The following is a 14,237-nucleotide window of genomic DNA, read 5'->3' as shown; positions in this document are numbered from 1 at the left end:
TTAATCCAGGAGTAAATTTAAATTCACCGTGATATTGTCCTGGGTGGCCTGGCTGAAAGTACATCTTTCATGTGCATCATTTACCAGGGCTTCTCCTGTTTTCTTATCCACTTCAGGGATATAGACATCCAGGGTCGCTTCCAGGAACATACCGTCTTCGTCTTCGTTCCCCGCTATATGTACGGTTACGGTTATATCCTCCAGGGAGTTGATTCCGTGTTCCCCGGCAGCACTCTCTAATGCACCGGCGAAAGAAGCAGCAAAACCGGCGGCCAGTAATTCTTCAGGGGTTGTTGCTTTATTATTATTTCCCTGGGCAGAAGAAGGCATAATATCGAGGTCAATTGTACCCGCATCACTTGCCACATGCCCCTTACTACCTCCTGTATGTGTTGCAGAAGTCTCAAAAATTGTTTTCATGCTATCAGATTTAGTTTGCTTATAAGATAGCATTTGATCCGCAAACGACCAGATGAAGAGAATTAAAAATCTGTGAAATATCGGGTAAAAAAGCTTATCCCTTTCACCACCAACATTTTATAGTTGTTCCCGAACCAATAATGAAATGCGATGGCTTTCAGCCGGATTTTGTAATTTTAATCCACATTCCGAAAACGAGCAGCATGAGAGTACTTAAATGGATAATTATCATATTGGTGGCCCTGGTGCTGTTGTTCCAGTTTGTAGCCAAGCCATATTTGAAAGAACAAACCAAAAAACACAGTCCTCAGATAACAGAATCTTTTGAAAGTGACCAGTTGAAGATAGAGGTTTCGTACAGCAGCCCGTTTAAAAAAGGAAGAGTGATCTTTGGCGAATTAGTGCCTTACGATGTCGTATGGCGAACCGGTGCCAACGAACCCACCACCTTCAGTACAGAAAGCGATATTTCTGTAAAAGGCAATTCCCTGGCAGCGGGCACCTATTCTTTATGGACAAAACCGGGAAGGGAGAGCTGGACCGTTTATTTTAATAGCGAGATCCCGGACTGGGGTGTCACCATCAGCAGTGGTGGCAGGGAAACCACCAGGAACCCTCAAACTGATGTCTTGGTGATAGAGGTCCCTGTAATTGAATTACAACAGACAGAAGAAAGCTTTACCATCGATTTCTCCGAAGAGGAGGTGGTTTACATGAACCTGTATTGGGACACCACGAAGATCAGGGTACCCATTACACCTTAACACTACACGTATCGACACTTCCGGTAACATCCGAAAAACAAGAAAACCCACTCCAGAAGAATTAATACAGGGTATTCGTTCCGGTGACCAGACCGCACTGGCACGTGCAATAACATTGGTGGAAAGCACCAAGGCTGAAGACAGGGAGCTGGCTCACCATATCCTCCAGAAGTCAGCCGACCCCGGAAAAAAAAGTGTCCGTATTGGAATTACCGGCGTACCCGGGGTTGGTAAAAGCACCTTTATTGAAGCCTTCGGGGGCATGCTCACCGCGCGTGGGGAAAAAGTAGCTGTATTGGCCGTAGATCCCACAAGTACCCTGAGCAAAGGAAGTATTTTGGGCGATAAGACCCGGATGGTGACCCTGGTGAATGATCCAAATGCGTATATCAGGCCTTCGGCCTCCGGGGCAAACCTGGGAGGAGTCGCCCGGGCTACCCGCGAGACCATAGCTTTGTGCGAGGCTGCGGGGTACGGAATCATACTGGTAGAAACTGTAGGCGTTGGCCAGAGTGAAACAACAGTACATGGCATGGTCGATTTCTTTCTTCTCCTGAAACTTGCCGGTGCCGGGGACGAACTCCAGGGCATTAAAAGAGGGATCATGGAAATGGCAGATACAATCGTCATAAATAAAGCAGATGGGGAAAATAAAGCTGCTGCCGATCAAGCCATGCAGGAGTTCAGGCGTGCGCTCCACCTCTACCCTCCAAAAGATAACGGGTGGAGTCCCAAAGTTCTCAGTTGCTCCTCTCTTCAAAAAACCGGCATTGAGGAAATCTGGGAGGTGATCGAGAATTATGTCCGGGAAACCCGGGCTTCCGGTAGTTTTGAGTTAAAACGTGAGCAGCAAAATAAAAGCTGGTTCCTTACCGCTGTTGAGGACCGCTTAAAAGAGCATTTCTATAATGATCCAAGGACCAAAAAGATCTTGAATGAGCTGCTGGAAAAAGTGGAACAAGGCAGGATGTCCCCTTTCAAAGCTGCGAGTGAATTGATGGAGAAGGTCTCCGGCATACTAAAATAAATAAACTAAATTTGCCCCATCAAAAACGCTTCCATGAAACCGCTTACCGACTCCCTTCTTTCTGTTGTAGTTCCACTGTATAACGAAGAAGAGAACGTGGTCCTGCTAACCTCGAAGATCCACGAGGCATTGGCAGGCTATACCTACCAGATCGTCTATGTAGACGACTTCTCCAGGGATAATACTAAAAAGGTGGTGAATGCTATGGCCGACCCATTGGTTCATCTGGTGGCGCTTAAAAAGAATTACGGCCAAAGTCTGGCGTTGGCAGCCGGGATAGATTACGCAGAGGGAGAATACATTATTACGATGGATGGAGATCTGCAGAATGACCCCGCAGATATTCCTCAAATGCTTTCCCATGTCATGGAAGGACCCTACGACGTAGTGACCGGGATCCGGCAGAAACGACAGGATTCGTTGGTAAAAAAGATCCCATCCAAAATTGCCAATTTCCTTGTCCGCCGGGTCACTAAACTGGATATTAAGGATAATGGATGCGCCCTTAAAGTGTTTACACGCGATATTGCGAAAGACCTAAACCTGTACGGGGAAATGCACCGTTTTATTACTTTGCTCGCGCACCTGGAAGGCGCACAGATCAAACAGGTACCCGTTAAACACCATGCCAGGCATGCAGGGGTTTCCAAATACGGCCTGGAACGCGTTTTTAAAGTAGTGGCAGATATGATGCTGCTGTTGTTCATCCGAAAATATTTTCAGCGCCCAATACACCTTTTTGGGATTTTCGGGGTGCTGCTTATTATCCTGGGAGTACTCGTCAACTTTTACCTTTTGATCATCAAGCTCGGATTTAATGAAGATATAGGCACCAGGCCCCTGCTGATCTTCGGGATGATGTTCATCCTGGCCGGTATCCAGTTATTTACCATAGGGATCGTCATGGAACTCCTGATCAGGACCTATTATGAATCCCAGAAGAAAAGACCATACCGGGTTAAAAATGTATCTGTAGGTGGGGACGTCTCGTAAAAAGATAACCACTGCCCTGAAGATCATTTTCAGCCTGCTATTGCTGTATTTTATCTTTACCAAGATAGAACCGGCGAAAATCTGGCAGGTTCTGAAAGGATCAGACCCCTTATACTTACTGGCAGCACTTTTATTTTTCATTGTTTCCAAATTCCTTTCTGCGTTCAGGCTGAACCTGTTCTTTCATCAACTGGGTGTCTTCCTAAGCCAGCTCAGCAATCTGAAATTATACTTACTGGGAATGTTCTATAACCTGTTCCTGCCAGGGGGAATTGGCGGGGATGCATATAAAGGTTACCTGGTGTGTAAAAAATTTGAAGTCAAGACCAAAAGAGTGGTTGCGGCACTCATCATCGACCGTCTCAGCGGGATGTTGCTGCTCTTTATCTACGCCTGTTTGCTTGCCATGGTCACCCTGCCATCCTTCCTGCCCGGTTTCGGCATTTACCTCGGGTTCGGGATAGTTCTGAGCATACTGGTATTCTGGTGGTTGCAGAAAAGATATTTCACTTACCTGTTGCCGGTGTTCTGGCCTACTCTGGGCTATTCTGCCCTGGTACAGCTCGCTCAGCTTGCTGCAGCTTTATTTATTCTGAAGGCACTTGCTGTAGACTATGCACACGCAACTTACCTCCTGATATTCCTGCTCTCTTCTATCGTTGCAGTATTGCCATTGACCCTTGGGGGCATAGGTAGCCGGGAGGTTGTATTTTATTATGGAGCGCTCTGGTTTGGACTGGAAGAACAAACCTCGGTTGGGATCAGTATGACCTTTTTCCTGATAACTGCCATGGTTTCCCTGGGCGGTGTGGTTTACCATTTCAGCAAGCCGGAATTGGAAGTGGTTAACCGGGGAGTTAAAAAAACATGAATCTTATGGAGTAAGATGTAACAGGTACATCTTATTCAGAACTTTTTCCCGGGAATCCGGGTTCAGGAAACGAGCCTGTAACCTTGTGATCCTGAACTGATCCACACTGAACTCCTGCCCCCATTGCAGTCCCTTCTTTTCCAGGTTCACCCGTTCTTCCTCTGTTACATATAACCAGGCATTATCCCGTGGTTGCAATTCCTGCAGGTCTACCTTGCTGACAGGCCGCTGATTGTAGAAATCCAGTGCCCACGTATGCCTGTCCGTAAGTTTATATATGTGGTCGACCGGGATTCCTTTACGTGCAACTACTTTGGCCATATTAGAGCCGCCCTGGTAATCCAGCAGCTGGGGATAGAAATGGATATTCAGCATAAGGTTCAACAGTAGTGAACTGGCTACTCCCAGGTACACCAAGCGCTTGTAAGCTCCTGCTTTAGTGGAAAAATACCATGTGGCGAGGCCTGTGATCACCAGTATCCCGGCAAGAATTTTCCCGGTAGTCGTGGGAAAAACATACCAGCCGATCAGCGCGATTGCCAACAGCACCAAGCCAAGGATAAAATACTGGAACCCCAGGAGCCAACGGAAGATCTTTTGATTATTTTTTTCGTGAAGTTCGTACAGGAATAAAGCAGACAGGATGGCGAATAATGGAATGGTAATATTTAAATAGTGCGGCAGTTTGAACTGTGCAAAACTGATAATAATAAAGATCAGGGTTATCCCTCCCAGCGTCAGCAGCTCCAGTCCGGGAAGCCTTGAGAACCGATTTTTCACAAGGGTCTTGAGCCGGTTGCCATACGCGGTAAGCCCAACCACAGTCCACGGCAGGAACACCCACAGGAAAGTATGGAAAAAGAAGAAGTAATCGCTGCTGTTCTTCCCTACTCCTTCCCCACTGAGTCGTTCAAAACTCTGTTCCCAGAAAATAAAGAGTATTCCACTGCGCCCTGAACGGCCGCGGATCACTTTTTCCGGGTGAAGATCAAATTGCTGGTAATAAGCATACAGCATAGGACTGATGGTGAGTCCGAAAACAAAGACCGCCAGTATTACCTTCCAATGGACCAGGGCTCCCCAGTAATTCTTATAAGCTATGTGACAGATCAGCGGTAAACCCAGGACCAGCAACGCTATCTGTCCCTTAGTCGAAAAAGCGATTGCCGCACCAAAAGCTCCTAACAGCACCGCCGTGAGAGATCTCGTCTCCAGGTAGGTTGCCAGTTGCCAGAGTGCGAAAACGGTGAAACCAGTAAGAACGGCATCCGTCCGGACATCTATCCCGGAAAGCACGATTGTCTGGGCAGAGAGAAAGATAAGTGCTGCCAGCCAGCCCACCTCTTTCCTGTACAGGAGTTTACCAAGCCCATAGCAACTGTAGGCCCCTAAGAATGTAGCAAGGATCGCCGGAATTCGATAAGCCCAATCGTGCAGCCCGAACAGTTTATAGGAAAACGCGGCAAGCCAGTAATGCATATGGGGTTTGTCCAGGTATTCTTCAGTACCCTTGATCAAAGTCAGGAAATCATTCTCCTGAACCATCCTCATGGCCATTACCGCGAACTGTGCCGAATCATTCTCAAAAAGAGTGACAAACAAGCCTGCCAGATATACCAGGCTTATAAGGAACAGCATCAGGCGGTATTGAAAAACTTTGATCATCATGCCGTTTTACGAAGAACAATGGTGTAAAGTCCTGAGAAGATCCAGCCAAAGGTTGTCCCCACAGCCATACCGGCCAGTACATCCAGGGGGTAGTGTACGCCGATATAGATCCGACTGTAACCCACCATCACTGCCCATAATAAAAGAAACCAGGCAAAATAGCGCCTGTTGTCCCTGAACAATTGAAAAAAGAATATTCCAACACCCATGGCATTGGCAGCGTGTGCCGAGAAAAATCCGTATTGTCCTCCGCAATATCCCTTTACCTGTCGCAGCACCAGGCTGAGATCCAGGTCGTAACAAGGTCTTGGGCGTGCAAACCCATATTTAAAAAAATTGGAAAGCTGGTCGGTACAGGTAATTAACAGTGCCACCGCTACCAACAGGATCAAAGTTCCTTTTACCTGGTATTTGCGGTACACCAGAACCAGTAAGATCACATACAATGGAATAGCGCTCCATTTGTCGGTCATAAACATCCAGAACCCATCCCAGGCAGGGGTACCCAAGCCATTGAGAAACAGGAAAAGGTCCTTATCATATTGAATCAGGGTATCCTTCATATTACTCTTCGTATCGGCTAACTTCCCGATCGTAAAATGCCGCAGCCTTCTCAATCAGGTCGGCTGCTTCTGTTTCCAGTTCGTTCTCATCCTCCTGTGAAAATTCTTCCAGCCATTCCACTTCATCGTTCTCCAGGTTGATAATAAACCTGGGGTATTCTGTGTGCACGACAAAAATTGCAGTCGGGTAATCCGTATTATCTCCTAGTAAAAATTTCGGGAGTTCCATATTGAGTACTTCTTATATTAATTTATTACGTAAACCTTCCGGGCAATTAAAAGCACTCGGTTTACTGGGGTTCACTTCCAAGCCTGATGAGTCGCTTCGTCATGAAATTGAATCGAATATACAACATAATGGCAGAAGCCGACAAGCCTGCCAGCAGGCCTATCCATATACCTGTGCTCGCCAGGTCTGTATACAATCCCAGGTAAAAACTTACCGGGAAACCGATCAGCCAATACGCGATAAAAGTGATCAGGGTTGGAATCTTCACATCCTGCAGTCCTCTTAATGCTCCAAGTATTACTACCTGCAAACCATCCGAGATCTGGAAAAATGCTGCGACAAGTAGTAATTGGGATGCAAGCAACAATACCTCCATGTTATCCACGTAATTTACCGGGTCCTGTACGTCCAGGTAAATGGTAGGGAACCAGTCTCTTCCCAGGAGAAATAGTGCAGCAAAAACGATTTCCAGCAGTAAGGTCAGTAAGAAAATGGACTGTGCAAGTCTGCGCAATTCTTTAAAATTCCTCAACCCCTTTTGATTTCCTACCCGGATCATGGCTGCCACTCCCAGTCCCATACCAAACATAAAGGTCATGCTGCTAAGGTTCAGCGCTATCTGGTTAGCCGCCTGCGGATTTTTACCAAGTACCCCGCTTAACCAGATAGCTGCAGTAAAAATGGCTACTTCAAAAAACATTTGCAGGGACGAAGGAAAGCCGAGGTCTATGATCTTACTCAGCACTTTCTTCTCCAGCTTCCTGAAATTGAAGCCAGTGACATAAGAAGTAAAGCGGGCATTCTTCTGGAGGATCAGCCAGATGAACAGCACCATGATCACCCTGGATACCAGGGTTCCTATCGCGGCCCCGATAATTCCCAGTTGAGGAAATCCCATTTTCCCGAATATCAGCAGGTAATTAAGTATAATGTTGACCACGTTAGCAATTACAGTGGCGTACATGGGGTACCGTGTCTGTGAAAGTCCTTCCGAAAACTGCTTAAATGCCTGGAAAATGATCAGGGGAATCAGGGAGACGGCTACGAGGTCCAGGTATGGCATGGCCAAGGCTACTACTTCTGCAGGCTGATCCATGAGGTACATCAGGGGTTTGCACAAGAGCATTAATGCGAACAGGGATACCGCCAGCAAGGTACAAAGCACCAAACCGTGTTTCAGTGCACTTTTAGCATCTGCGGCTTGTCCTGCCCCATCCGCTTCTGCCACCAGGGGAGTTATAGCCGTGGAAAACCCTATCCCGATAGACATAGCTATAAATACAAAGCTGTTACCCAGGGAAACGGCCGCCAGTTCTGCGGTACCCAACTGCCCCACCATGATGTTATCCGCAAAAGCAACAAAGGTATGGCCCAGTAACCCGAGGATCACTGGTGTGGCTAGTCGTATATTATATTTAAATTCTTTGGTGTAATCCCCGAACAAAGCGATGTCTTTTTTGGCGTGGCAAATATATGCCGTTAAACCGATTTTCTGGCTGGCCAGAACGTCTTATTAATCAGGCTTTTTTAGCCTCCTCCCAGAAGACATCCATCTCGGCAAGGCTCATTTCTTTCAGGCTCCTGCCGGATTCCTTTGCCTTGGATTCCAGGAACTGGAACCTCCTGATGAATTTCTTATTGGTGCGCTCAAGTGCATTTTCAGGATTAACATTCAGGAAACGGGCATAGTTTACCATAGAGAACAATACGTCTCCGAATTCTGCTTCTATGCGGTCTTCAGCCCCGGAATTGACTTCCTGCTCCAGTTCTGCAAGTTCCTCCTGCACCTTCTCTAAGACCTGCTCCGGCCGCTCCCAGTCAAAACCAACTCCGGCCACTTTATCCTGGATGCGGTTGGCCTTTACAAGGGCCGGGAGACTTGCGGGTACTCCTTCCAGTACGCTGCTCTTTCCTTCTTTTAATTTAATGTTCTCCCAGTTCTTCTTCACCTCTTCCTCGGTCTGGGCAGAAACATCCCCGTAGATATGGGGATGGCGGTGGACCAGTTTTTCCGAGATCCCATTGGCCACGTCAGCGATATCAAAATCCCCCGTTTCAGATCCGATCTTAGCATAAAATACTATATGCAGCAGCAGGTCTCCCAATTCTTTCCGGACCTCGTCCAAATCGTTATCCAGGATTGCATCACCCAGTTCATAGGTCTCCTCTATGGTCAGGTGACGCAGGCTCTGTAATGTCTGTTTCTTATCCCAGGGGCATTGCGCTCTTAATTCGTCCATTATGGTCAGTAGACGGTCTATTGCTTTTAATTGGGATTCCCTGGAATTCATATCGATCAATTTGGGCAAAAGTACAAATACACACAAAATAACGCTCGCATATTTTGCCCCATACTTCTATATCTGAAAAGGAATTGATCAGATATGCACTATTTGAGAGAGAAGGATTAGGTACCTTTATTAAACAATATAAATCTTAAAAGATGCTTATTACCAAGGTATTATTAGCAGCTATAGGAGCCTGCTTCCTGTCCGCCGCCCCAGGGAACCGCGATGCCGGGAAGTCAGACATGCAGGACAGTACCAGGCAGATAGTGAGCCATCTCCAGACTATTGATGTCACTACCCTGGATCGGCAAATAGTTCTGGATACAGCTGTTCACCTGGAAGCACCTAACTGGACCCCGGACGGGAAAAGTCTTATCTATAACAGCAAGGGACTCCTTTACCGGATTCCCCTGCAAGGTGGCACTCCTGAATTAATCAACACTGGATTTGCCAAACGCATCAACAACGACCACGGGATATCTCCCGATGGAAAGATGCTGGTGATCAGCGACCAGACCGAGAACGGAAGTTCGCTTATCTATACTTTGCCCCAGGAAGGAGGAGCCCCCGTTAAGATTACTCCAAAAGGCCCTTCGTACTGGCATGGCTGGTCACCAGACGGTGAAACCCTGGCATATTGTGCCGAAAGGAATGGCAATTACGATATATACACCATTCCTGTCACCGGGGGTGATGAACAACGACTGACAACTGCCGACGGACTGGATGATGGCCCTGACTACTCCCCGGACGGGAAGTACATCTATTTTAATTCGGTTCGGACCGGTACCATGCAGATCTGGCGTATGGAGAACGATGGAAGTAATCCCGAACAACTGACAACAGATGAAAAGAATGACTGGTTCCCCCATCCTTCCCCGGATGGGCGCTGGGTCGTCTTTGTCAGCTTTTCCAAGGATGTACCGCCCGGGCAGCATCCCCCGGAAAAGAATGTGGAATTGAGACTGATGAACCTGCAAAGCGGGGAGATCAAAGTCCTGGCTTCGCTCTTCGGGGGCCAGGGTACCATAAATGTGCCATCCTGGTCGCCGGACAGTAAAAGAGTGGCCTTTGTCAGTTATTCCTATACCCAACCATAAATTATTTCAAACCATGACCAGATTTAAGAAATTATCGTATACCCTGATCAGTCTCGTCCTGTTAACTTCATGTTCAGAAACCGTTGAATATGATGTGATAATCAGGAACGGCCAACTTGTTGACGGCACCGGCAACCCGGCCTATGCCGGGGATATCGCCATTAATGCAGACACCATCGCAGCTATAGGAAACCTTGACAATGCGGAGGGCAGAAAGGTGATCAATGCCAAAGGCCTGGTTGTTGCCCCGGGTTTTATCAATATGCTGAGCTGGGCGAATGTTTCCCTGCTGGAGGACGGGCGCTCGCAGGGGGATATCCGGCAGGGGGTTACCCTTGAGGTAATGGGAGAAGGCCATTCCATGGGGCCACTGAACGAACGCACTAAAAATGAAATGCGCCTTTCGCAGCAGGATATCAAATACGATATACCCTGGAACAGTTTGGGGGAGTACCTGGAATACCTGGAAGAAAAAGGGGTGTCAACCAATATCGCCTCGTTCGTTGGAAACGGGACACTAAGGGAATACGTGATGGGCTATGAAAACCGGAAGCCCAGCAGTGAAGAAATGGAAGAAATGAAATCGCTCCTGGAACAGGCGATGCAAGAAGGTGCTGTAGGACTATCCACTTCGCTTATATATGCTCCCAGCGGACATGCAGATACAGAAGAGATCATAGAACTGGCAAAAGTTGTTTCAGCCTATGACGGAATGTATATTTCCCATATCAGGAGCGAGGAGGACAAACTCCTTGAGGCGGTGGACGAGGTGATACAGATTGCAGCAGCGGCTGAAGTACCAGCCGAAATCTACCACTTTAAAGCATCGGGAACGGAAAACTGGGATCTCCTGGATCCCGCCATTGCCAAGATCGACAGTGCCCGTGCAGCCGGACTGGCCATAACCACGGATATGTACATGTATAACGCCAGCTCTACGGGACTCAATATCCTCCTGCCCGACTGGGCAAAAGAAGGCGGCCATGCGGCTACCATGGAAATGATCAATCAGCCGAAAAAACGGTCCGCCATGATCTCTGAAATTGATTTTCACGTGCCGCCGGAGAATATTTTACTGGTGGGATTTAAGAACAAAGCACTGAGAGGCCTGATCGGGAAAACCTTGCTCGAGGTCGCAGAGGAGAGGAACACTTCCCCGGAAGAAACAATCGTCAACCTTATACAGGAGGATGACAGCAGGATACAAGTGGTTTACTTTTCTATGGATGAAGCCAATATCGAGAAGAAATTAGCACTCCCCTATATGTCTATCTGTTCAGACGCAGGTTCTTATACCAACGAAGGAATATTCCTGGAACAAAGCACCCATCCCCGGGCATACGGGTCTTTTGCGCGTTTGCTGGGACATTACGTGCGGGACCGGAAAGTCATTCCGCTGGAAGAAGCGATCCACAGGCTGACAGGGCTGCCGGCCTCCAACCTTAAAATACAGCAAAGGGGAAGTTTAAAAGAGGGGTATTTTGCAGACATCGTGATATTTGATCCAGATAAAATCCAGGACCATGCCACATTTGAGAAACCCCACCAGTATGCTACTGGTGTAGAATATGTTCTTGTCAATGGCACCCCGGTGCTTGAGGAAGGAGAACATACGGGTTCAACCCCGGGAAGAGTAGTTCGGGGACCAGGGTATCAAAAGAAAGAGGAATAATGAAGATGAACAGAAATTTTGCAGCACTCCTGCTACTGCTGTTGGTTGGTTGTAATCCCTCTGATCATGGGCTGATAGCAAATGACGGGAGCCTCACCCTTGTGGCCGATGGGTTCCAATTCACCGAAGGACCTGCTTCGGACAGCCTGGGTAATGTCTATTTTACAGACCAGCCCAACAACAGGATACTGAAATGGGATTCCTCCACGGGAAAAGTCTCCGTCTACCTGGAACCCGCCGGAAGGGCCAACGGACTTTATGTAGACCGCCAGGGCCACCTGGTAGCAGCGGCTGACGAGGTTTTCCAATTATGGAAGATTGACCGGAACAAGCAGCATGAAATCCTGGCAGCCGATTTTGAGGGCCGAAAATTCAATGGTCCCAACGACCTGTGGATCGATAAGCAAGGCGGCATATATTTCACGGATCCTTATTACCAGAGGCCGTATTGGGATCGAACCGAAAAAGAAATAGAACAGGAAAGGGTTTATTACCTCAGCCCTGGTAAAAAAGAGATAAGAGTAGCTGCAGATAACCTGGTACAACCCAATGGAATTATCGGCAGCGCGGATGGAACTACATTATATATTGCAGATATAGGCGATAGTAAGACCTATGCCTACGAAATTGCAGAAAATGGGGAACTGGTTAACAGGAGATTATTTGCGGGCATGGGCTCTGATGGGATGACCCTGGATGAACATGGCAACCTGTACCTGACCGGGGACGGTGTTACCGTTCTGGATGCGAGCGGGAAAAAGATCCTCCACATTCCCGTCCCGGAAGAATGGACCGCAAACGTGACTTTTGGAGGAAAAGACCAGAAAACCCTTTTTATTACGGCTATGGACGCATTGTATTCCCTGCCCATGAAAGTAAAAGGCACGCGATTTTAAGTAAGACGGCATTTTTATATCTTTAGAGAGCCCGTACCGACAAACCCGAGATTACTATGTGTTATGATATAAAGAGCAGTAAGGAAGCACAACTGAAAAGGGCTAAGCGAAGCGGGGATGAGGATGCTGTAAAGGAAATTGAACAAACCATCCTCCCATTGACTGATCTCCCGCTCTTCCACGCTTCAGGCTTTCAGCATCCAAAGTTACTGATCTACACTGAAGAATCACCCTATATGCCCATAGTAGCACAATGGGGCCTGGTACCGCATTGGGTAAAAGACAGGGCGCAACAGCAGAAGTTCTGGAATAATACCCTCAATGCCCGGGGAGAAACGATATTTGAAAAACCTGCTTTCCGGGATGCCGCTAAAGAACATCGCTGTCTTGTTTACGTTGACGGTTTTTATGAACATCATCATTTTAAAGGAAAGACCTACCCTTATTTTATTTCTTTCAAAAGCGGGGAGCCAATGGTGTTTGCAGGGCTCTGGAATACCTGGACCGACCGTGACAACGGAGAACACCTCACCACCTTCAGTATCGTGACCACTACGGGCAATCCCCTGCTGGCCAGGATTCATAACAACCCTAAACTCGAGGGGCCCCGCATGCCTTTTATTATACCTGAGGGCATGGAAGAGGAGTGGCTGAGAGCTGCAGATACTCCACCGGATCAGAAAGCCCTGACCGATATGATCCGCAGTTACCCTGCTGACAGCCTACAGGCACATACCGTAAGAAGACTCCGTGGGAAAGAATATGCCGGGAATATCCCGGAAATATCTGAACCTTTTCACTACCCGGAACTGGAGGCTGTAACCTGAGCAAACATTAAAATAAAAACAACCAACATTGATATGAACCATGAAAAAACCGATTCTCTTTCTTCTTAGCTTCCTTCCTTTTCTTTTAACCGCACAGGAAGTCATTGAACTTCCGTATACAGAACCTAGCACAGTCAGCTGGACAGGAAGCGAAAAAGAATACTTTTCCCAGATCTGGGACACCGAAGTGACCACGAATGTATCTGTTCCCCGGATGGAAGTTTTTCGCCCGGAGAACCCCAATGGAACTGCCGTGATCATTGCACCCGGGGGTGGGTTATATGCCCTGAGTATTGAAAGCGAGGGAAGAATGGTGGCCGAATGGTTAAAGGATAAGGGTATCACTGCCTTTGTTTTAAAGTACAGGCTGGTGCCTACAGGAGAGGATGGAGTAAAGGAAATTACGACCGCATCCCAATCGAACCCAGCTGAGATCATGAAGAACGTCTCCGACCTTATTTCTTTTTCCGTGGAAGACGGGCTCAATGCTGTATCCTTCGTAAGAGAAAAGGCTGATTCCTTTAATGTTGATCCGGTAAAAATAGGATTTATGGGGTTTTCAGCCGGTGGTGCCGTGCTGATGGGAGTAGCCTACGGCTATGAAAGTTCTGACAGGCCGGATTTCCTCGTCCCGGTATACCCCTGGACGACTGCTATGCCTGTACAGGAAGTTCCCGAAAATGCCCCCCCTATGTTGGTGATCTGTGCCTCGGACGATCCGTTAATGCTCGCCCCCGGTAGTATTGCCTTATATAATTCCTGGTTAAATTCAAGTAGGGTAGTCGGACTTCATATGTACTCAAAAGGCGGCCATGGTTTCGGGATGAAAAGCCAGGGCCTGCCTGTGGATGACTGGATAGAACGCGTATATGACTGGATGCTCGCCGAAGCATTAACCACCAAATAGAATTATGATATA

At 47.7% G+C, this 14,237-nt stretch carries 15 protein-coding genes; 9 read left to right on the top strand and 6 right to left on the bottom strand.

Going from position 1 to position 14,237, the window contains the following annotated elements; translation table 11 throughout:
• Positions 1-420: an Ohr family peroxiredoxin gene (locus tag CLV82_RS13355; protein WP_133644847.1), complete on the bottom strand. Its 420-nt coding sequence runs from the start codon at positions 418-420 to the stop codon at positions 1-3.
• Between the two features lie 203 nt (positions 421-623).
• Between CLV82_RS13355 and CLV82_RS13350 the strand changes: the two genes are divergently transcribed.
• The 4 genes from CLV82_RS13350 to CLV82_RS13335 are packed head-to-tail and all read left to right on the top strand — an operon-like array spanning position 624 to position 4,075.
• Positions 624-1,184, top strand: a complete 561-nt coding sequence (locus tag CLV82_RS13350) for a DUF2911 domain-containing protein (protein ID WP_133644846.1) — start codon at positions 624-626, stop codon at positions 1,182-1,184.
• Complete coding sequence (meaB, locus tag CLV82_RS13345; RefSeq protein ID WP_133644845.1) at positions 1,144-2,211, top strand: methylmalonyl Co-A mutase-associated GTPase MeaB; 1,068 nt, start codon at positions 1,144-1,146, stop codon at positions 2,209-2,211. The genes CLV82_RS13350 and meaB overlap by 41 nt, the downstream gene beginning before the upstream one ends.
• 33 nt (positions 2,212-2,244) lie before the next feature.
• Positions 2,245-3,204 carry a glycosyltransferase family 2 protein gene (locus CLV82_RS13340; protein ID WP_133644844.1) on the top strand — a complete coding sequence of 320 codons (960 nt, stop codon included), beginning with the start codon at positions 2,245-2,247 and terminating at the stop codon, positions 3,202-3,204.
• Positions 3,188-4,075: a lysylphosphatidylglycerol synthase transmembrane domain-containing protein gene (locus CLV82_RS13335; protein WP_133644843.1), complete on the top strand. Its 888-nt coding sequence runs from the start codon at positions 3,188-3,190 to the stop codon at positions 4,073-4,075. Before CLV82_RS13340 ends, CLV82_RS13335 begins: the two co-directional genes overlap by 17 nt.
• Before the next feature lie 3 nt (positions 4,076-4,078).
• Here CLV82_RS13335 and CLV82_RS13330 read toward each other — a convergent pair whose 3' ends face one another.
• The 5 genes from CLV82_RS13330 to mazG form a co-directional block, all read right to left on the bottom strand.
• The gene (locus CLV82_RS13330; RefSeq protein WP_317128293.1) at positions 4,079-5,743 is read right to left on the bottom strand and encodes an ArnT family glycosyltransferase; all 1,665 of its coding nucleotides are present in this window, start codon (positions 5,741-5,743) and stop codon (positions 4,079-4,081) included.
• On the bottom strand, positions 5,740-6,306 hold the full coding sequence (locus CLV82_RS13325; protein ID WP_133644842.1) for a phosphatase PAP2 family protein: 567 nt from the start codon (positions 6,304-6,306) through the stop codon (positions 5,740-5,742). Before CLV82_RS13325 ends, CLV82_RS13330 begins: the two co-directional genes overlap by 4 nt.
• A gap of 1 nt (position 6,307) precedes the next feature.
• Positions 6,308-6,535, bottom strand: coding sequence for a hypothetical protein (locus tag CLV82_RS13320; protein ID WP_133644841.1), 228 nt, complete (start codon positions 6,533-6,535; stop codon positions 6,308-6,310).
• Between the two features lie 61 nt (positions 6,536-6,596).
• Positions 6,597-7,979: an MATE family efflux transporter gene (locus CLV82_RS13315; protein WP_133644840.1), complete on the bottom strand. Its 1,383-nt coding sequence runs from the start codon at positions 7,977-7,979 to the stop codon at positions 6,597-6,599.
• 73 nt (positions 7,980-8,052) lie between these two features.
• Positions 8,053-8,826, bottom strand: coding sequence for a nucleoside triphosphate pyrophosphohydrolase (gene mazG / locus CLV82_RS13310; protein WP_133644839.1), 774 nt, complete (start codon positions 8,824-8,826; stop codon positions 8,053-8,055).
• 152 nt (positions 8,827-8,978) lie between these two features.
• Here mazG and CLV82_RS13305 point away from each other — a divergent pair, with 152 nt between their 5' ends.
• The 5 genes from CLV82_RS13305 to CLV82_RS13285 are packed head-to-tail and all read left to right on the top strand — an operon-like array spanning position 8,979 to position 14,225.
• Positions 8,979-9,923 (top strand): TolB family protein, encoded by a 945-nt coding sequence (locus CLV82_RS13305; protein ID WP_208107994.1) that lies wholly within the window; start codon positions 8,979-8,981, stop codon positions 9,921-9,923.
• Positions 9,924-9,936: 13 nt separating this feature from the next.
• Positions 9,937-11,595 carry an N-acyl-D-amino-acid deacylase family protein gene (locus CLV82_RS13300; protein WP_133644838.1) on the top strand — a complete coding sequence of 553 codons (1,659 nt, stop codon included), beginning with the start codon at positions 9,937-9,939 and terminating at the stop codon, positions 11,593-11,595.
• On the top strand, positions 11,595-12,491 hold the full coding sequence (locus CLV82_RS13295; protein WP_243744220.1) for an SMP-30/gluconolactonase/LRE family protein: 897 nt from the start codon (positions 11,595-11,597) through the stop codon (positions 12,489-12,491). The genes CLV82_RS13300 and CLV82_RS13295 overlap by 1 nt, the downstream gene beginning before the upstream one ends.
• A 56-nt stretch (positions 12,492-12,547) precedes the next feature.
• The gene (locus CLV82_RS13290; protein ID WP_133644837.1) at positions 12,548-13,318 is read left to right on the top strand and encodes an SOS response-associated peptidase; all 771 of its coding nucleotides are present in this window, start codon (positions 12,548-12,550) and stop codon (positions 13,316-13,318) included.
• A gap of 40 nt (positions 13,319-13,358) precedes the next feature.
• Positions 13,359-14,225, top strand: a complete 867-nt coding sequence (locus CLV82_RS13285) for an alpha/beta hydrolase (RefSeq protein ID WP_133644836.1) — start codon at positions 13,359-13,361, stop codon at positions 14,223-14,225.
• Positions 14,226-14,237 lie beyond the last annotated feature (12 nt).

Source organism: Zeaxanthinibacter enoshimensis (assembly GCF_004362865.1).
In the GTDB taxonomy this organism is placed as follows: Bacteria; Bacteroidota; Bacteroidia; order Flavobacteriales; family Flavobacteriaceae; genus Zeaxanthinibacter; species Zeaxanthinibacter enoshimensis.
Note: the sequence above shows the minus strand (reverse complement) of the source record. Positions and strands in the feature narration are given on the sequence as shown.